Origin of the sequence: Steroidobacter gossypii (assembly GCF_016801985.1) — a bacterium.
Classification (GTDB): Bacteria; Pseudomonadota; Gammaproteobacteria; order Steroidobacterales; family Steroidobacteraceae; genus Steroidobacter; species Steroidobacter gossypii.
This window is the reverse complement of the sequence record NZ_JAEVLS010000001.1, coordinates 440,103-457,966: the sequence shown is the minus strand read 5'-3', so window position 1 is coordinate 457,966 and position 17,864 is coordinate 440,103. Positions and strand designations below refer to the sequence as shown.

14 protein-coding genes are annotated in these 17,864 nt (G+C 63.0%); 9 read left to right on the top strand and 5 right to left on the bottom strand.

The genetic code is table 11. From position 1 onward, the window contains the following. Positions 1–88 precede the first annotated feature (88 nt). From cysK to JM946_RS02065, 8 genes are all read left to right on the top strand, one after another. Positions 89–1,042 (top strand): cysteine synthase A, encoded by a 954-nt coding sequence (gene cysK / locus JM946_RS02100; RefSeq protein ID WP_203165479.1) that lies wholly within the window; start codon positions 89–91, stop codon positions 1,040–1,042. A 190-nt stretch (positions 1,043–1,232) separates the two neighbouring features. Continuing rightward, positions 1,233–2,306, top strand: a complete 1,074-nt coding sequence (locus JM946_RS02095; protein ID WP_203165478.1) for an efflux RND transporter periplasmic adaptor subunit — start codon at positions 1,233–1,235, stop codon at positions 2,304–2,306. Continuing rightward, positions 2,303–5,434 (top strand): efflux RND transporter permease subunit, encoded by a 3,132-nt coding sequence (locus JM946_RS02090; RefSeq protein WP_203165477.1) that lies wholly within the window; start codon positions 2,303–2,305, stop codon positions 5,432–5,434. Before JM946_RS02095 ends, JM946_RS02090 begins: the two co-directional genes overlap by 4 nt. A gap of 498 nt (positions 5,435–5,932) precedes the next feature. After that, positions 5,933–7,429, top strand: a complete 1,497-nt coding sequence (locus JM946_RS02085) for a carboxypeptidase M32 (RefSeq protein ID WP_203165476.1) — start codon at positions 5,933–5,935, stop codon at positions 7,427–7,429. Positions 7,430–7,431: 2 nt separating this feature from the next. Beyond that, positions 7,432–8,265, top strand: a complete 834-nt coding sequence (gene ttcA, locus JM946_RS02080) for a tRNA 2-thiocytidine(32) synthetase TtcA (protein WP_203165475.1) — start codon at positions 7,432–7,434, stop codon at positions 8,263–8,265. Next, positions 8,262–8,786: an alpha/beta hydrolase gene (locus tag JM946_RS02075; RefSeq protein WP_203165474.1), complete on the top strand. Its 525-nt coding sequence runs from the start codon at positions 8,262–8,264 to the stop codon at positions 8,784–8,786. The genes ttcA and JM946_RS02075 overlap by 4 nt, the downstream gene beginning before the upstream one ends. A 71-nt stretch (positions 8,787–8,857) precedes the next feature. Next, entirely contained in the window at positions 8,858–11,311 is a 2,454-nt protein-coding gene (gene plsB / locus JM946_RS02070; protein ID WP_203165473.1) for a glycerol-3-phosphate 1-O-acyltransferase PlsB, read from the top strand. 65 nt (positions 11,312–11,376) lie between these two features. Then, on the top strand, positions 11,377–12,573 hold the full coding sequence (locus JM946_RS02065; protein WP_203165472.1) for a phospholipase A: 1,197 nt from the start codon (positions 11,377–11,379) through the stop codon (positions 12,571–12,573). Between the two features lie 22 nt (positions 12,574–12,595). Here the strand turns inward: JM946_RS02065 and arfB are convergent, their stop codons facing one another. Genes arfB through JM946_RS02045 form a run of 4 tightly spaced genes read right to left on the bottom strand, consistent with a single transcriptional unit; the run spans position 12,596 to position 15,129 of the window. Then, the gene (arfB, locus tag JM946_RS02060; protein ID WP_218042552.1) at positions 12,596–13,012 is read right to left on the bottom strand and encodes an alternative ribosome rescue aminoacyl-tRNA hydrolase ArfB; all 417 of its coding nucleotides are present in this window, start codon (positions 13,010–13,012) and stop codon (positions 12,596–12,598) included. Between the two features lie 2 nt (positions 13,013–13,014). Then, a complete protein-coding gene (locus tag JM946_RS02055) occupies positions 13,015–14,331 on the bottom strand; it encodes a mechanosensitive ion channel family protein (RefSeq protein ID WP_203165471.1) in 1,317 nt (438 codons plus the stop codon). Positions 14,332–14,341: 10 nt separating this feature from the next. After that, a complete protein-coding gene (locus JM946_RS02050) occupies positions 14,342–14,566 on the bottom strand; it encodes a YdcH family protein (RefSeq protein ID WP_116808299.1) in 225 nt (74 codons plus the stop codon). 26 nt (positions 14,567–14,592) lie between these two features. After that, a complete protein-coding gene (locus tag JM946_RS02045; RefSeq protein WP_218042551.1) occupies positions 14,593–15,129 on the bottom strand; it encodes a DUF3301 domain-containing protein in 537 nt (178 codons plus the stop codon). A 91-nt stretch (positions 15,130–15,220) separates the two neighbouring features. Between JM946_RS02045 and yrfG the strand changes: the two genes are divergently transcribed. After that, positions 15,221–15,943 (top strand): GMP/IMP nucleotidase, encoded by a 723-nt coding sequence (gene yrfG, locus JM946_RS02040; RefSeq protein WP_218042550.1) that lies wholly within the window; start codon positions 15,221–15,223, stop codon positions 15,941–15,943. Here the strand turns inward: yrfG and JM946_RS02035 are convergent, their stop codons facing one another. Next, positions 15,944–17,449, bottom strand: a complete 1,506-nt coding sequence (locus JM946_RS02035; protein WP_203165468.1) for a DEAD/DEAH box helicase — start codon at positions 17,447–17,449, stop codon at positions 15,944–15,946. It abuts the gene before it with no gap. Positions 17,450–17,864: the final 415 nt, after the last annotated feature.

Below are 17,864 nucleotides of genomic sequence, written 5' to 3'. Positions count from 1 at the left end.
GGAATTGCCACATGCCAAAGGGTTGTTGACGCCCGAATATGAGGCGCGCAATCTGCCGCTCCTCCCTCAATAACCAGTAGTTCTCGCCATGATCTACGACAACATTCTCGGCACCATCGGGCGCACGCCCATCGTCAGAATCAACCGCCTGGCGCCTTCGCACGTGACCCTGTACGCCAAGTGCGAGTTTTTCAATCCGCTGTCGTCGGTGAAGGATCGGCTCGCCATTGCCATCATCGAAGACGCCGAGCGCCGCGGCACCTTGAAGCCGGGCCAGACGGTGGTCGAAGCCACTTCCGGCAACACCGGCATCGCCCTGGCGATGGTGTGCGCCGCCAAGGGTTATCCGTTCGTGGCGGTGATGGTCGAGTCGTTCTCGATCGAGCGCCGCAAGATCATGCGCATGCTGGGCGCGAAAGTGATCCTCACGCCGGCCGCCGAGCGCGGTTCGGGCATGGTGCGCAAGGCGAAGGAGCTGGCGGACAAGCACGGCTGGTTCCTGGCGCGGCAGTTCGAGAACCAGGCCAACCCCGAATATCACCGCAACACCACCGGCCCGGAAATCCTGAGCGACTTCGCCGGCCGTCGGCTCGACTTCTGGGTCACCGGCTGGGGCACCGGCGGCACGCTCACGGGCGCCGGCGAGATGATCAAGAAGGCGCGCCCCGAGGTCCGCATCGTCGCAACCGAGCCGGCCGGCGCTTCGCTGCTGGCGGGCGGCGAGTTCAAACCGCACAAGATTCAGGGCTGGACCCCGGACTTCGTGCCGGCCGTGCTGAATCGCGAAGTCGCTGACGAGATCCTGCCGGTCACCGACGACGAGGCCATCCAGACCGCGCGACAGCTGGCGGCGAAGGAAGGCATCTTCTGCGGCATTTCCTCCGGCGGCACCATGGCCGCGGCGTTGAAGGTCGCGCAGAACGCGCCGCAAGGGTCGGTGATTCTTGCGATGCTGCCCGATACCGCCGAGCGCTACCTCTCGACGGTGCTGTTCGAAGGCATCTCCGATGCCTCGGATGCGGAGCCGGCGACCGCTATCTGACTTATCTGACAATTCTGTAAGCTGACGCCGCGGATGAGGTTTTTCCTCCGCGGCCGCAGGTGTTTGATTTCGCGATTGTTTGCAATGTCGGCGCGCACCCGCGTCGATTTCAGGGGACTGTTGCGCAGACAAGCTGCAGTGCAGCTGGGAGAATGATCGGCTCTCCCTGGCGTTGAACTGTGGCGAAGTCGTGAAGCGAAATTGGATCCTGATGTTGGGGTGTGTGGTCGTGCTCGGGCTCGGCGCCTGTACGGATTCCGGCATGCCCGCCTCCGGCAAGAAGGGCGGCCAGAGCGGCAGCGCACGTGAAGTGCCGGTCATGGTCGCTCATCCCAAGCTCAAGAACTTCGCGCTGGAGGTCGAGGCGCTGGGCACCGTGCGGGCCAAGGAATCGGTCGACATCACCGCCAAGGTCGCCGATCGCGTCGCCGCCATTCATTTCGAGGAAGGCAAGCAGGTTCGCAAGGGCGAGGTGCTGGTCGAGCTGGACAACGAAGAAGCTCGCGCCGATCTGGCCGCGGCGGAGGCGGCAGAGCGCGAGAGCCGCAGCCAGTACAAGCGCAGCCAGGAGCTGTTCCAGACGCAGGCACTTTCCGAAGCGCAGCTGGATCAGCTGCAAGCCACCATGCTCGCGAATCAAGCGCGTGTCGCCGCCGCCCGCTCGCGTCTCAACGATCGGATCATCACCGCGCCGTTCGCCGGCCGCGTCGGCCTGCGCAACGTGAGCCTGGGTTCGCTGGTCAGTCCGGGCGGCGTGATCACCACGCTCGACGACCTGACGGTGGTGAAGCTGGACTTCGCGGTGCCCGAGATATTCCTTTCCAGTCTCAAGCCCGGCCTGACCGTCCAGGCGCGCAGCAGCGCTTATCCCAACTCCGTGTTCAAAGGGCGCGTCGATAGCGTCGACACCCGGGTCGATCCGACCACGCGTACGATCGTGGTGCGCGCCTCGATCGACAACAAGGACCAGCGACTGCGACCGGGCATGTTCATGACGCTGCAGCTGGTGCGTTCCACGGGTATGGCGCTGATGCTGCCCGAGAGCGCCATCGTTCCCGAGGACAGCAAGCACTTCGTATTCGTGGTGGCCGACGGTCGTGCGCACAAGCGTGAGGTCAAGATCGGTCGGCGTCGCCCTGGAGAAGTGGAGATTCTCAGTGGCGTGACCGAGGCAGACACCGTTGTGATCGACGGCACGCTGAACGTGCACGATGGCACGCCGGTCGAGGCGCGCACCGAGGCCGCTCCGCAGGTCGCTTCATGATTCTGTCCGACGTTTCCGTTCGCCGGCCGGTGTTCGCGATGGTCATCAGCATCCTGATGACTATCATCGGGTTGATGGCGTTGGGCCGGCTCACCGTGCGCGAAACGCCGAACGTTCAGCCGCCCGTGGTCAGTATCGACACGGTGTATCGAGGCGCGTCCGCCGCCGTCATCGAATCGAAGATCACGCAGGTTATCGAGAATCAGATCGCAGGTCTGGAAGGCGTGGAAACATTGCGCTCGTCCAGCTTCGATGAGCGCTCGCGCATTTCCATCGAATTCGCGTTGGATCGCGACATCGAATCGGCGGCCAACGATGTGCGCGACCGCGTCTCTCGCGTCGTGCGGCAGCTGCCCGATGAAGCCGACCCGCCGCAGGTCGCGAAGGTGGACACCTCGTCCGATGCAGTCATGTGGCTGGCATTGACCAGCGCCTCGCGCACGCAGTTGGAGCTGACCGACTATGCGGACCGCTACCTGGTCGACCGCCTGTCGGTGGTGGACGGCGTCGCGACCATTCGCGTCGGCGGCGAGCGGCGTTATGCGATGCGCGTCTGGTTGGATCGCAAGGCGCTCGCTGCTCGTCAGTTGACGGTGCAGGACGTCGAGGATTCGTTACGGCAGGAAAACGTCGAGTTGCCGGCCGGTCGTATCGAATCGCTGGAACGCGAGTTCACGTTGCGCACCGATACCGGCTTCCGTTCGGCCGAGGATTTCCGTCAGCTCGTCATCGGTCGTGGCGGCGACGGTTACCTGGTGCGGCTCAGTGAAGTCGCGACTGTCGAGGTCGCTGCGGAAAATCTGCGCTCGTTGGCCCGTACCGATGGCAACGCGGGCATCAGCCTCGGCATCGTTCCCCAGTCCACCGCCAACGTGCTGGATGTTTCCAAGGGCGTGTACGCCGAGATCGACGAGATTCAGAAGACGCTGCCGGAGGATCTCAAGCTCGACATTACCGTCGACGACTCCGTGTTCGTCAGCAAGTCGATCTACGAAGTGGAGCACGCGCTGGTGGTCGCGCTGCTGCTGGTGCTGGTGGTCATCTATCTGTTTCTTGGCACGATGCGCGCCACCATCATCCCGGCGGTCACCATTCCGGTGTCCATCATCGCCGCGTGCATCGTCATGGCGGTGGCCGGCTATTCGGTCAACGTCCTGACGCTGCTGGGCGCGGTGCTCGCCATCGGTCTGGTGGTCGACGACGCCATCGTGGTGCTCGAGAACATCGTGCGTCGCATGGAGCTGGGCGAAGCGCCTTTGCTGGCCGCCGTGGACGGCAGTCGCGAAATCGGCTTCGCGGTCATCGCCACCACGCTGGTGCTGATGGCGGTGTTCGTTCCGATCTCGTTTATCCCCGGCAACGTCGGCCGGCTGTTCGGCGAGTTCGGCATCACCATCGCGGCAGCCATTGCCATCTCGGCGCTGGTGTCGCTGACGTTGGTGCCGATGATGTGCTCGAAGATTTTCGCCAAGGGCATCGTGCGCGGTCGGGTCGCGCATGCGACCGATCGCTTTTTTCAGTGGCTCTCGCGTGCGTACGAGCGGAGCTTGCGGCGTGCATTGGCCGCGCCGGCGCTGGTTGTGGTGGCGGGACTGCTCGCGTTCGGTCTGGTGTTCGTGTTGTTCAAAGCTTTGCCGTCGGAATATGCGCCAACCGAAGACCGTCAGCGCGTCTTCATCCGTTTCACCGCTCCGGAAGGATCGAGCCTGCAGTACGTGGATCGTTATCTTCGGCAGGTCGAGGAGATCGTGCTGGAAGAGGTGGAGCGTGGCAACGTGCGTCGCTTCATCGCTCGCAGCGCCAATGTCGGCGGTGGCGCCGACATCAACGCCGGTTTCGTGTCTCTCAATCTCACCGATTGGGATGAGCGTGACGAGTCGGCGCAGCAGATCGCAGCCCGTTTGCGCAAACGGCTGGTCGATCTGGTCGGCGTGAAGGTCAACGTGGGCACGCCGGGCGGCCTGGGCGTCGGCGGCTCGGGGAATCCCGTGCAGATCGTGCTTGGTGGCAGCGACTACGAGGAGCTCGCTCGCTGGCGCGACATCATCATCGCCAAAGCGGCCGAGAATCCCGGGCTGACCAACCTCGAATCGGATTACTACGCGCGCAAGCCGCAGATCAGCGTCTCCGTCGATCGCAATCGCGCTGGAGACCTCGGTGTATCGCTCACTGCGGTCGGGCGCACGCTGGAAACGATGATGGGCTCGCGCATCGTCACCACGTACCTGGATCGTGGCGAGCAGTACAACGTCATCCTGCAGGCGAAAGATACGGACCGCGCCACCACCAGCGATCTGACGAATATCTATGTGCGCTCGGCGACCACGAATCAGCTGGTGCCGCTGTCCAATCTGGTCACGGTCGAGGAGACGGCCGGCCCCATCGAGCTGAAGCGCTTCAATCGACTGCGTTCGATCACGCTGTCCGCCAATCTCACGCCGGGATATTCGCTGGGCGAGGCGCTCGCTTATATGGAGAACTTGATCCGCACCGAGCTGCCGGCGCACGCGGTGATCGACTACAGCGGCGAGTCGCGCGAGTTCAAGCGCTCGGGCAATGCGTTGTACATGACCTTCCTGCTGGCGCTGGTGATCGTGTTCCTGGTGCTGGCGGCGCAGTTCGAGAGCTTCCGCCATCCGATGATCATCATGATGACGGTGCCGCTGGCGGTGGCGGGCGCGTTGCTCGGCCTGTGGGTGACGGACCGATCCATCAACGTGTACAGCCAGATCGGCTGCATCATGCTGATCGGTCTGGCGGCCAAGAACGGCATTCTGATCGTGGAGTTCGCCAATCAGCTGCGCGATCGCGGCGTCGAGTTCTTCGAAGCCATCATCGAGTCGTCGGCCATCCGGTTGCGGCCCGTGCTGATGACCAGCCTGTGTACGGTGTTCGGCGCCGTGCCCCTGCTGCTCGCCTCCGGCGCCGGCGCGGAAAGCCGCAGCACCATCGGATCGGTGATCGTCTACGGCGTGACGTTCTCGTTATTGCTGACCCTGTACGTTGTACCTGTGGTGTATGCCTTCGTTGCGCGCAACACCCAGTCGCCCGAGTACATCAGCCAGATGATCGAGCGCCTGCGCTCCGCCGCTGGCAAAGTCACCGCGCCAGCCCGGGATGAAGCGTAACGGACGGAAATGTAGTGCCCACCCGAGGTACAGGGATGTACCCGCCGCCTCAGGCGGCGGCGAGCCGGCGAAAGTCACGCCTTTCGCCAAACTCGCGCGCTGGGCGGGGCAGGAGCCCCAATCCAGCGCCCGAAAAAAAGCCGGTAGGCTGCAACACGTACCGGCTTTCTTTGTCCCAGAGCGGCTCACAACCGCCCTCGCAGGAGGACGGTTTATATGACCGCCGTCCGAGCGACTCGTTCCCTAAATATTTTGTAATTCAGAAATACTTTTTTGGAATGAAGCGGCGGCGGGTGCTGCGATTACGCCCGAGCATCGGTTAGGAAAATTTAGCGATTCGTCGCCAAGTGCCGACGGGTCCGATGACGCGGATCGGCACATTCCTGCCCCGCCCGGGCGGCGGGTAGCTCCCTGTACCTGGGGCGGTTCTCGCTGCTCGGGATTCGATCGTCGGCTCGTTGGTAGAATGGCGGCTTTACGGTCGTCCCCGATCGCGCCATGGCTTTGACGCCCTATCAACAACTCGAACAGGAATTCCGGCGTCTGCACGCCTTCCGCAGCGCTGCGAGCCTGTTGCGTTGGGATTCCGCTGTGATGATGCCGCGAGGCAGTTCGGAGCAGCGTGGCGAGCAACTCGCCGTGCTGGAGACGGAGAGCCACTCGCTGCTGACCTCGCCCCGAGTCTCGCGGCTGCTGGATCGAGCCGAAGCGAATCTGCAGGCTCTTGAGGACTGGCAGCAGGCCAACCTGAAAGAGATGCGCCGGGAGCGCGATCACGCCATCGCCACGCCCCAAAACCTGGTCTCACGGCTCGCCAAGGCCACCTCGCGCGCCGAGATCAAATGGATCGAAGCGCGGCAGAAAAGCGACTTTTCGCTGTTCGCTCCGCATCTGGAGGAGGTCGCCAACCTGGTGCGCAACAAGGCCGAGCTGCTGGGCAAGGCGCTCAAGCTCGATCCCTACGACGCCTTGCTGGACGAGTTCAGCCCGGGTCTGACCACGGCCGAGATCGACGGCATCTTCACCACCTTGGGCCGGCGTCTGCCCGGCCTGATCCAGGAAGCCATCGAGGTGCAGGCCAAGTCGCCGCCGCTGGAGATCAACGGCAAGTTCGCTGTCAGCAAGCAACGGCATCTGGCCACCGACCTGATGAAGAGCATGGGGTTTCCGTTCGACCGCGGTCGCCTGGACGAGAGCGAGCATCCGTTCACCGGCGGCATCCCCGGCGACATTCGCATCACGACCCGATTCAGCCCCACCGATCCGCTGACTGGCTTGATGGGCGTTCTGCACGAGACCGGTCATGCGATGTACGACGTGGGCTTGCCCGAAGCCTGGCGCGGTCAGCCAGTGGGTCGCGATCGCGGCATGACGGTGCAGGAAAGCCAGTCTCTGCTGCTGGAGATGCTCATCTGTCGCAACCGACCGTTCCTGCGCTACCTAAAACCGCTCATGGAAAAAGCCTTCGGCGTCACCGGTCCCGAGTGGGAAGTGGAGAACCTGTATCGTCTGCTGACGCGGGTCCGGCGCAGTTTGATCCGTGTCGACGCCGACGAGGTCACGTATCCTGTGCACATCCTGCTTCGCTATGAGCTGGAGCAGGAGATCCTGAAAGGCGAGTTGAAGATCCGCGATCTGCCCGAAGCGTGGAACACTCGCATCGGCGATCGGCTCGGGGTGCGGCCCGCCAACGACGCCGAAGGCTGCCTGCAAGATGTGCACTGGGCCGTCGGCTCCTTCGGTTACTTCCCGTCCTACGCGATCGGCGCGGTGATCGCCGGCCAGTTATATGAGAGCCTGCGCTACGAGCGACCGCAGCTCGATGAGGAAATCGCCGCGGGCCAGTTCACGGGTTTGTTCGACTGGTTGCGGCAGAATGTGCATTCGCTGGCCGCCAGCGTCAGCACGCCCGATCTGATCCGCAACGCCACCGGCAAGCCGCTATCCGCAGCCGCATGGCTGCGTTATATCGAAGGCAAATACCTGGAACCTTGATCATGTCCGCCGTGCCCGACTACTCGAACAACTTCAAGCGCCTGCAAGCGCGGCTGCGAGGCCTCGCCGGCAAGGCCATTGAAGACTTCCGCATGATCGAGGCGGGCGACAAGGTGATGGTGTGCCTGTCCGGTGGCAAGGATTCGTACACCTTGCTCGACATTTTGATGTCGCTCCAGCGCAGCGCGCCGGTGCAGTTCGAACTGGTGGCGGTGAATCTGGATCAGAAGCAGCCGGGCTTTCCGGCGCATGTGCTGCCGGACTATCTGACCGCGCTGGGTGTGCCGTTCCACATCATCGAGCAGGACACCTACAGCGTCGTCAAACGCGTGATTCCCGAAGGCAAGACCATGTGCGGGCTGTGCTCGCGGCTGCGTCGCGGCGCTTTGTACAAGTACGCGGCGGAGAACGGCGTCACGAAGATCGCGCTCGGCCATCATCGCGACGACATCGTCGAGACGCTGTTCCTGAACATGTTCTTCGGCGGCAAGCTCAAGGCCATGCCACCGAAGCTGCATTCCGAGGACGGTCGTCACATCGTGATCCGGCCGCTCGCGTACGTTGCCGAATCGGAGATCGAGCGCTATGCGCGCGCTCGTGAGTTTCCATTGATTCCCTGTTCCCTGTGCGGCTCGCAAGAGAACATGCAGCGGGTGGAGATCAAGAAGATGCTGCGCGAATGGGAGCGACAGTATCCGGGGCGCACCGAGACCATCTTTTCCAGCTTGCGCAACGTGGTGCCCTCGCACCTCGCCGATCCGGCGAGCTACGATTTCAACAAAAGACCGCAGCCGGACGGGCCGGTCACCAACAATCCCGGAGAGCTGTTCGAGTGAGCCAGCAATACATCGTGTTTTCCCACGGCCAGGACGGCGATCCCTGGGGCACGAAAATCGTCGCCATGGCCGAAGTCGCCAAACGCCACGGGCTCACGGTCGAGTCGGTCGACTATCGCGGCATGGCCGATCCAGCTGAGCGAGTGGTCAGGCTGCGCGAGGTTTGCAAAAAGTTGCCGGGCGAATTGCTGCTGGTGGGATCGAGCCTGGGCGCACATGTGTGCACGACGGTGTCGACACAGGTGCTCACTCGCGGGCTGTATCTGCTGGCGCCCGCGTTCTTCATGCCGGGCTACGAAAAATACACGCCGGCGCCGCCAGCCTGCCCGGTGGACATCGTGCACGGCTGGAACGACGACATCGTGCCCGTCGAGAACAGCATCCGCTATGCGCGCCAGTACAAGTGCGCCCTGCACATCCTCGACTCGGATCATCGACTCACCGCCAACCTGACCGAAGTGTGCGCGTTGTTGGATCAGTTCCTGCAGCGAGTGCTGAACGATAGCCCGGTCCGGGCCTGAGCCTGGCGCTGCTGCTACTATTCGCCACCGAATCGAACCCGAACGCCGACTAACGCGGCGCGAAGCTACCGATGGCCGATCTTCCCGGACTCGACAGACTCTGGCTGGGCTTACTGCGCGCGCCCGTTTCCATGTGGGCGCGGCCGCATGTCCTGCCTGAAGACCTGCGCGCCCGCTACGCACAGCGCGAGCGGCCGATCTGCTATGTGCTGAACGAATCCGCCGTCGCGGACCTGGTGGTGCTGGAAAAAGTCTGCGCCGCGCACGGTCTGCCGGCACCGCTCGATCCTTTGAAAAAACCACTGCCGTCGCAGTCGGTGTTGTTCCTCGAGCGCCGCGCCGGCTTCTGGGGCGACCGGACCGACTATCGCATCTCGGAGTCGATGCGCTCGCTGGTGTCCGCAGCGTTCGACGATCCCACACTCGATGTCGATCTGGTGCCGGTGACCGTACTTTGGGGACGCGCGCCGAACCGCAAAGATTCGTGGCTGCGCATTCTGCTGTCGGAAAACTGGGAACGCGTCGGGCGCTTCCGTCGCTTGCTGTCGCTGATGGTGAACGGACGCAACCTGTTCGTTCAGTTCGGCGAGCCGGTGTCGCTGCGGGCCACGGTGAGCGAAGGACATGACAGATCGCGAGCGGTGCGTCGCCTGACTCGCACCCTGCGGTTGCTCCTGGCGCGGCAGCGCGCCGCTGCGATCGGCCCGGATTTATCTCATCGTCGCACCATGGCCACGCAAGTGTTGCGCTCCGGCGCTGTGCGCAGAGCGATGGCCGATGAGATGCGCTCCAAAAAGATCTCACGCCGCGAAGCGCTGAAGCTGGCGCAGGACTACGTCTGGGAAATCGCCGCCAACTATTCGCATATTTTCGTTGCGTTCATGGCCAAGGCGCTGAGCTGGTTCTGGACGCGGCTGTACGACGGCGTCGAGCTGCATCATGTCGAACAGCTGCAGAAGGTGATCGAGGGCAACGAAGTCATCTACGTGCCCTGTCATCGCAGTCACATCGACTATCTGCTGCTGTCGTATGTCATCTATTACAAGGGCTACGCCATCCCGCATATCGCCGCGGGCATCAATCTGAACATGGCTGGCGTGGGTCCGTTCCTGCGCAAAGGCGGCGCGTTCTTCATGCGCCGCAGTTTCCGAGGCAATGCGCTGTACACCATGGTGTTCATGAAATACCTGGGGTTGATGATGGCGCGCGGTCATTCCATCGAATATTTCATCGAGGGCGGGCGCAGCCGCACCGGCCGCTTGCTGCAGCCGAAGACTGGCATGCTGTCGATGACTTTGCGCAGCTACTTGCGCGATCCGCGCCGGCCCATCGTGTTCCTGCCGGTGTACTTCGGCTACGAGCGTCTGATCGAGGGCAAGACCTACGTCAACGAGATGCTCGGCAAGCCGAAGGAGAAAGAATCCATCTTCACGATGTTGCGCGCGTTGCCGGCGCTCCGTAAGCGCTTCGGCAAAGTGCACGTGAGTTTCGGCGAGCCGATCCATCTCGACGAGGTGTTGAAGCGTCACGATCCGGACAATCGGCGCGCCACCGAGAAAGTCGAGCGTCCGTCCTGGTTGCCCGCTGCGGTGGATGAGCTGGCGACGCGCATCATGATCAACATCAACGGCGCCGCCTGTGTCGCGCCGATGAACCTGATCGCAGCGGCATTGCTCGCCACGCCCAAGCAATCGATGCTGGAAACCGATCTGGCGCGGCAACTCGAGTTGCTCGCCTCGCTGTTGCGTCAGGCGCCGTACTCGCCGCTGGTCTGGGTCACCGAAAACGACGGCGCGTCCATCGTGCGTCATGGCGAGCGCATGGGCGTGATTCAGCGCTTGAAGCATCCGCTTGGCGACGTCATGCAGATGACGGAGGAGAACTCCGTGCTGCTGACGTACTTCCGGAACAACGTGCTGCACCTGTTGGCGCTGCCTTCGTTGATCGCGTGCTGTTTCCTGAACAATCGCACCATGCGCACCGAGGACATTCAGCGCCTCATGTGGCGCATCTATCCGTACGTGCGCGACGAGTTGTTCCTGCGCTGGACCGAGGAGGAGGTGAGCGCCGTCACCCTGGAGACGCTCGACGACCTCGCCAATCACGGTCTGCTGGAAGCGGTGGAGGCGGGCGCGCAGTGGCGTCGTCCGCCGACCGGCTCGGCCGAGGCGGTGCAGCTGTCGATGCTGGCGCAGATCACGGTGCAGATCGTCGAGCGTTACTACCTGGTGATCGCGGTATTGTTGAAACATGGCAGCGGCCGCATCAGTCAGGACGCGCTGGAGTCGCAGTGCCAGCTCATGGCGCAGCGCATGTCGCTGTTGTACGAGCTGAACTCGCCGGAGTTTTTCGACAAGATCCTGTTCAAGAATTTCATCGATCTGCTGCGATCCAGGAACGTGCTAGGCGTGAATGCCGAGGGTCGCCTGACTTACACGGACATGCTGCCGGCGGTCGCGGACGATGCGCAGCTGGTGTTGCACGAGCAGATTCGTAACAGCGTGCTGCAAGTGACGCATCGGTAGTGCTGGCCGGATGGCCGGCCGCCCGGTACGCTTGAAGCGAACTTCGCTGGCGTGCTTTCCGTGCCATGAATATTTCCAACCTTTTACTTGCGGTCGCCCTCCTGGCGAGCTGCGGCGCGCGCGCCGACATCATTCTTTCCACGCCGCACGCGCAGGTCGTCGCGGGCACGGCATTTCAGCTCGACCTGACCATCACGAATAGCGACTCGCAGCCATTGACCGTCGCGGTGCCGGCCGAGCTGCACGTTCGATTCGAAACGCCGGCGGCATTGACCATCATCGAGCTTGCGCCCGAGCGCAGCGGCCAGATCGAAGTGGCGCCGGGCGGTTTCACTCGCATGAAGCTGCAGGGCACCTTGCCCGCCAGGGCCGAAGGCGTCGCGACGCTCGTGCCGACCGGGCTGGCGGCGAACTCGGTGGCTTTGCAGATTCTGCCGCCCGCGCCGGATGCCAACGCCATCGCGGCCAATGAAGCGGTGCGCACCGCCGAGAATGCGCCATCCAGAGATTCATACACCACGGCGCTGGTCGATAAGCCGCCGCCGCTGGCCGTCTCGGTGTACGAGCCGGTCTATTTCATCGTGGGTGGCGACGGCGGCTTGAACGCGAAGTTCCAGATCAGCCTGCGTTATCAACTGTTCGACGGGCGCGGCAAGTTGGCGAACCGCCTGCCGTGGATCGACGATTTGTATCTGTCGTACTCGCAAACATCGCTGTGGGACCTGGGCGATCTGTCCAAGCCGTTCAAGGACTCGAGCTACCGGCCGCGCTTGTTCTATTCGAACTACGATCTGGCCCGTTTTTTCGACGGTCAGTTGCGGGTCGGCGTCGAGACTGGATTCGGGCACGAGTCCAACGGCAAGGAAGGGGACGACTCGCGCAGTTTCAATATGCTCTATGCCCGACCGACTCTGACGCTGGGCGATCCGGCCGGTCTGCGCTTGTTCGCCGCGCCGTTGATCCACAACTACATTTCCGACGACGAGAACCCGGATATCAAGGACTACCGCGGCTACGTCGATTGGGTACTTGGTATCGGCGCCAAGGGCGGCCTGGATTTCTGGACCACGTTACGCAAAGGCGAGCGCAGCAGCTACGGCAGTGTCGAGGCGAATGTTTCCTATCCCTTGTCCAAGCTCAGCGGCGGCGACCTCACCGGCTGGCTGACCCTGCAATATTTCAACGGCCACGGCGAGAGCCTGCTGGATTACAACCGCAAGCTGGATTCGCAATGGCGGCTGGGAATTGCCGTGGCGTTGTGACAACGCGGCAGGGCGGCCGCACTCACCAGTCGTGCGAGACCTTCCTGGTCTTTTTCACTTCGCTGCGCTTCTGCTTGCCTTCCAGGCGGCGTTCCTTGGAAGCGCGCGAGGGCTTGGTGGGCTTGCGAACGCGTGGCTCGATGCGAGCTTGAGCGATCATCTCGCCCAAACGTTCCAGCGCGTCGCGTTTGTTGTGCTCCTGGGTGCGAAAGCGCTGCGCGCTGATGACGATCACGTCGTCCGCGGTGAGTCGGCGACCGGCGAGGGTGCGCAGGCGATCGCGAACGCGTTCGGGCAGTGACGGCGACGCTTTCAAGTCACAACGCAATTGCACGGCGCTGGCGACTTTGTTGACGTTCTGACCGCCGGGTCCGCCGGCGCGGATGAAGCGCAGCTCGATGGCTTCTTCCGGTATTCCCAGCTCGTTCGCAAGCGCCATGATCAGTCGTCGCGGGCGACCTGGCCACGCTCGCGCATCTCCAGGATGACTTCGCGCTGCGCGATCGGAATGACGATGCCGTGCTCCTTGAACAGCCGCCAGATGGCGCGGTTCGCATCGGAGCGCACGTTGTTCACGCCTTCCTGCGGGTCGGCGATCCAGAAGCGCAGCTCCAGGTCGAAGCCGTAATCGTTGAAGCCCATCATGCGCGACACCGGCTTGGGATCGCGCAGAATGCGCGGCTGATCCTCGGCCGCCTTGAGCAGCAGCTCCAGGGCTTTTTCCGGATCGCATTTGTAACTCACGCGCACCGGCAGCTTCAGCCGCACGCGCGGATCGGTGTAGCTCCAGTTGATGACCGGGTTGGTGATCAGGTTCTGGTTCGGAACCAGCGTTTCGACACCGTCACGATCGCGCACCACCACGTAGCGGCCGCGCAGTTCCTGCACCCAGCCGAAACCTTCGGTGCTGGTGCCGGTGGTGCCGGTGAAGCTGATCACGTCGCCAGGCTTGATGGAGCGGTCCATCAGCAGCACGAAGCCGCTGACGAAGTTGGCGGCGATGGCCTGCAGGCCGAAGCCCAGGCCGATGCCGAGCGCGCCGGTGAAAATGTTCAGGGTGGTGAGATCCAGACCCGCGGCGTTCAGGCCCAGCAGGATCGACAGGCCGATCAGGAATGCCTGCGAGAACTTGGCGATGCCGATGCGCATGCTCAGCGCCAGGCCCTGCATGGACATCAGGCGCCGCTCGACCCAGCGCGCGATCCACACCGCCACCGAAATGAACAGGCCGACGGTGAACAGGATCTTCATCACCGACCACAGCGTGATGCGCTTGTCGCCGGCGTTGATGCCGACGCTGTCGAACGCCTGCACCAGCGGATCGAACCAGCCGAGTACGTGCAGCGCCAGCAGGCCCCAGATCACGAACGTGATGACGTTGCCCCAGCCCTTGGTGCGGTTGCCGAGCGAGACGCGCACCACATAGACGGCGAAGCGGATCAGCAGCAGCAGACCGGACAGCGTGATCGCCAGATCCACCAGTCTGCTTTCCACCTTCAGCGCGTGCAGAGCGCCGCCGAACGCGGCGATCAGCACCAGCGCCGCCAGATGCGGGCTGATGATCATCAACGCTTCGGTCAGCCGCGCCTGAAAGCCGGGCTGGACCAGCGCCAGCTTGCCGCGCTCGGTATTGCGCACCTGCCGGCCGAACCACCAGGCCACCAGGATGGCCAGCGCGATCGCGGCCAGTTGCAACAGCGACGAAGGGGTGAGCAGGGCCTCCAGGGCCAGGCCTGCGTTATGCAGCAATTCCTGCATGGCGTTGAACTTAGGCGTTGAGGTCGGGAATGAGTTCGCTTTCCAGACGAGCGATCTGATCCTTCAACATCAGTTTTCGTTTCTTGAGCCGCCGCAGTTGCACTTCGTTGACGTACAGATCCATTTGCAGCCGGTGGATCACGTCGTCCAGGTCGCGATGTTCGATGCGTAACTCCCGCAGCCGTTCCAGGCGTCGGAAAGTTTCAGTCTCGACGTTGTTTTCCGCTTCGCTCATCGGCGCGTACTTTAGCGCAAGCCGGACTAGTGATGTTGATCCTGATCCGAGGCGCCGCCGTTGGTGAGAGTGGGGCGGCGCTGTGAGGGCGGCGGCTGCGGATCGGCGCCACGACGGCGCGCTCGCCAATCGGCGAGATCGAAGACTTGGGCGCTTTCGGCCGGCGGTGGCGGCGGAGGCGGTGGCTCGGCCGGTGGGGGGAAGGTGGCCGAGAGCCTGACAGAAGGAGCTTGCGGTGGCGGATTCCGCCGCTCTTCGCCCGGTGCGTAACCTACTGACTCCACTCGCCGGCCGAGCATGATGACGAAGCCCTGACGGCGCTCGATGCTGTTGGCGGTGTAATCGAACACATACGTGCGGCGCACGACCAGTTGGCCGTGCTCGCGAGCGAACGACAGTCGCGCGAATGCGACAGTGCCGTCCAGGAACTGCAGGCTGAGACGCTGGCAGGCCTCCATGGCGGCGATATTGGCTCGCTCGCGCGCGGCCAGGCTGTCCTGCAGAAACCAGACGATCCCCGCGGCCACCACCAGCAGCACCAATGTGCCCCAACCCAATTCCATCGATCCTCGTCTCCCGACTCTAGGAGCCTGTTCGCTGCACAGCTTGCCTTATCATACGGCCGTCGTCGTTCCGAAGAAGTCGAGATTTCACTTGAGCAGCTCACTGATTTCCGCAGCCGGGTCAGGCCCCTCCCTGGCGCACTGGGAGGCGATCGATACTGTTTTGCTGGACATGGACGGCACCTTGCTGGACCTGCGATTTGACAATTATTTCTGGCTGGAGCTGGTTCCGGAGCGCTACGCCGCCCGGCACGGCCTGAGCGTCGAGCGGGCGCGCGAGGTGTTGCGACCGATGTTCGCCACCACGCAGGGAACGCTGGACTGGTACTGCACCGATTTCTGGTCGCGCCAGTTGTCGCTCGACATCGCCGCCATGAAGCACGAAATCCGCGAGCACGTGCGCTTCCTGCCTGGCGCGGAACAATTTCTGCGCGCGTTACGCCACAAGGGCGTGCGCATCGCGCTGGTAACCAACGCGCATCGTGACAGCCTGAAAGTGAAAGCGACCCAGACGGGCTTGCTGAATTATTTCGACGTGGTGTTCAGCTCGCACAGCTTCGGCGTGCCCAAGGAACACCCGGAGTTCTGGCGCCAGCTGCAGGCGGCGCTGCAGTTCGATCCCGCTCGCACGTTATTCGTCGACGACAGTCACAGTGTGCTCAGAGCCGCGCGTGAGCACGGCATCGCGCACATCTTCGCGATCTCCAAGCCCGACACCGGAATGGACAAACGCGAAGTGACCGAATTCATGTCGGTGGAAGCGGTGAGCCATCTGCTCGAAGAGCTCAGCGGGCGCGACCACCGACCCGATTGATCAGGTCGTTTCCGGCGCCGGCGGAGCAGGGTTCGTTCCATTCGAACGTTTGCTACGACGACGGCGACGTCTTTTTCTCGGCGGCGCTTCCTGCGCGCTTTCGCCGTTGGTTCCGATGGCGCTCGGGTCAGCTGAAACTTCAGAAGGTGGCGTTTCGGTCGGCGCCGGAGCGGGCGATGCATGACCGCCGCCACCACCTCCGCCGCTACGGCGCTCGCCGCGACGGCCGCCGCTACGATTACCGCCGCTGCGGCTGCCACCGGGCTTGCCTTTACCTCGGCCGCCCCCATGTCCGCCGAAGTGACGTCGTGGCACGCGTTCGGGACTCACGATTTCGGGCAGCATCTCGCTCGCGACAGCTGCGACCGGCAATTTGCGACCGATGTAGCCTTCGATGTCCGGAAGGGAAATCACGTACTCCTCGCAACCGAAGCTGATTGCATCACCTTCGGTGCCGGCGCGCGCGGTGCGCCCGATGCGGTGAACGTAGTCTTCCGGATCCTGCGGCAAGTCGTAGTTGAATACGTGACTCACATCGGGAATGTGCAGACCGCGCGAGGCGACGTCGGTGCCGATCAGCACAGCCAACGTGCCTTCGTGAAAGTCACGAAGCATGCGCAGACGCTTGCGTTGAGGCACGTCACCTGAAATCGCTTCGGCGTTGATGCCGTTCGAGCGCAACAGAGATTCGATTTCCTCGGCTGCGCGCCGTGTGTTGACGAACACCATGCTGCGTCGCGGATCCATGTGCTTGAGCAAGCCCACCAGCAGCCGCGGTTTCTCGTCGTTGGAGGGGTAGTAGATCACCTGACGGACGCGATCCACGGTCATCTTGTCCGGCTCGATGCGCACCAGCGTGGGCTCGTTCATATGCTCGTAGGCGAGCTCGAGCACGCGATGGGACAGCGTCGCGGAGAACAGCATGTTCAAGCGCGCCTGCGGATCGGGCAGTCGGCGCAGGATGTACCTGATGTCGGCGATGAAGCCGAGATCGAACATGCGATCGGCCTCGTCCAGCACCAGCACCTGCACCGAGCGCAGGTCGATGACCCGTTGCTTCACGAAATCGATGATGCGACCGGGCGTGCCCATCAGGATGTCGACGCCGCGTTCGAGATGATGCTTCTGCTTTTCGTAGTCGACGCCGCCGAAGGCGAGGCCGAGTTGCAGACCGGTGTGCGAGCCGAGCACCTCGGCGTCGCGATGGATCTGAACCGCCAGCTCGCGCGTTGGAGCGATGATCAAAGCCCGCGGTGCATTCAAGCTGCGCGACGCCGGTGGCGGTTCGCGCATCAGGCGCGCATACATTGCCACTAGAAATGCCGCGGTTTTTCCCGTTCCGGTTTGCGCTTGCCCCGCCACGTCAAGGCCGGCCAGCGCCTGCGGCAGGGTCTGCGCCTGGATGGGCGTGCAACGCTCGAACGAGGCATCGGCAAGGCCCTTCTGCAAAGCTTCCGGCAGATGCAGGCTGGAAAAGGACAGCTCGGTTAAGTGCGAATCAGCCATTCGATATGAATTACCTGTTGGATAAGTGGGGGGCGCTTGCAAATTGGCAGGCACCCGGTTTTAATAAGCCTCAACGAAGCGGACTCATCCGCACCTGCCCCGAACGGAGCACTGGCTCCAAGCCCCTCGAAGTCATGAACCTTGCTGGAGTATCCATTGCGATACTCGAGAGGGTGCTCAAGGGGATACTCAAGCGACCCTTTGATCGGATGGCGCGAGTAGCGATCGTCAAGAGCAGACCGAGCAGACTGGCTTACTTCGAGCACGAGCACCGCTCACACAGATTTTTCGCAAGCATTCACGCGGCCTTCGTATGGAGTTTGGCCCAACGCAATCAAGTCAGTAGGCCCGGGCATTGTGCCCGACCGGACACACTCAAGTCACCCGGTCATTTCGCCGACCCGTACGGCGCTCG

Bases quoted from the DNA above. Each gene is read 5' to 3' on its own strand.
- JM946_RS02085 (WP_203165476.1), top strand. From the start codon at position 5,933: ATGGCTTTGACGCCCTATCAACAACTCGAACAGGAATTCCGGCGTCTG.
- arfB (WP_218042552.1), bottom strand. From the start codon at position 13,012: ATGGCGCTTGCGAACGAGCTGGGAATACCGGAAGAAGCCATCGAGCTG.
- cysK (WP_203165479.1), top strand. From the start codon at position 89: ATGATCTACGACAACATTCTCGGCACCATCGGGCGCACGCCCATCGTC.
- JM946_RS02035 (WP_203165468.1), bottom strand. From the start codon at position 17,449: ATGGCTGATTCGCACTTAACCGAGCTGTCCTTTTCCAGCCTGCATCTG.
- JM946_RS02055 (WP_203165471.1), bottom strand. From the start codon at position 14,331: ATGCAGGAATTGCTGCATAACGCAGGCCTGGCCCTGGAGGCCCTGCTC.
- JM946_RS02050 (WP_116808299.1), bottom strand. From the start codon at position 14,566: ATGAGCGAAGCGGAAAACAACGTCGAGACTGAAACTTTCCGACGCCTG.
- JM946_RS02090 (WP_203165477.1), top strand. From the start codon at position 2,303: ATGATTCTGTCCGACGTTTCCGTTCGCCGGCCGGTGTTCGCGATGGTC.
- JM946_RS02065 (WP_203165472.1), top strand. From the start codon at position 11,377: ATGAATATTTCCAACCTTTTACTTGCGGTCGCCCTCCTGGCGAGCTGC.
- ttcA (WP_203165475.1), top strand. From the start codon at position 7,432: ATGTCCGCCGTGCCCGACTACTCGAACAACTTCAAGCGCCTGCAAGCG.
- JM946_RS02045 (WP_218042551.1), bottom strand. From the start codon at position 15,129: ATGGAATTGGGTTGGGGCACATTGGTGCTGCTGGTGGTGGCCGCGGGG.
- plsB (WP_203165473.1), top strand. From the start codon at position 8,858: ATGGCCGATCTTCCCGGACTCGACAGACTCTGGCTGGGCTTACTGCGC.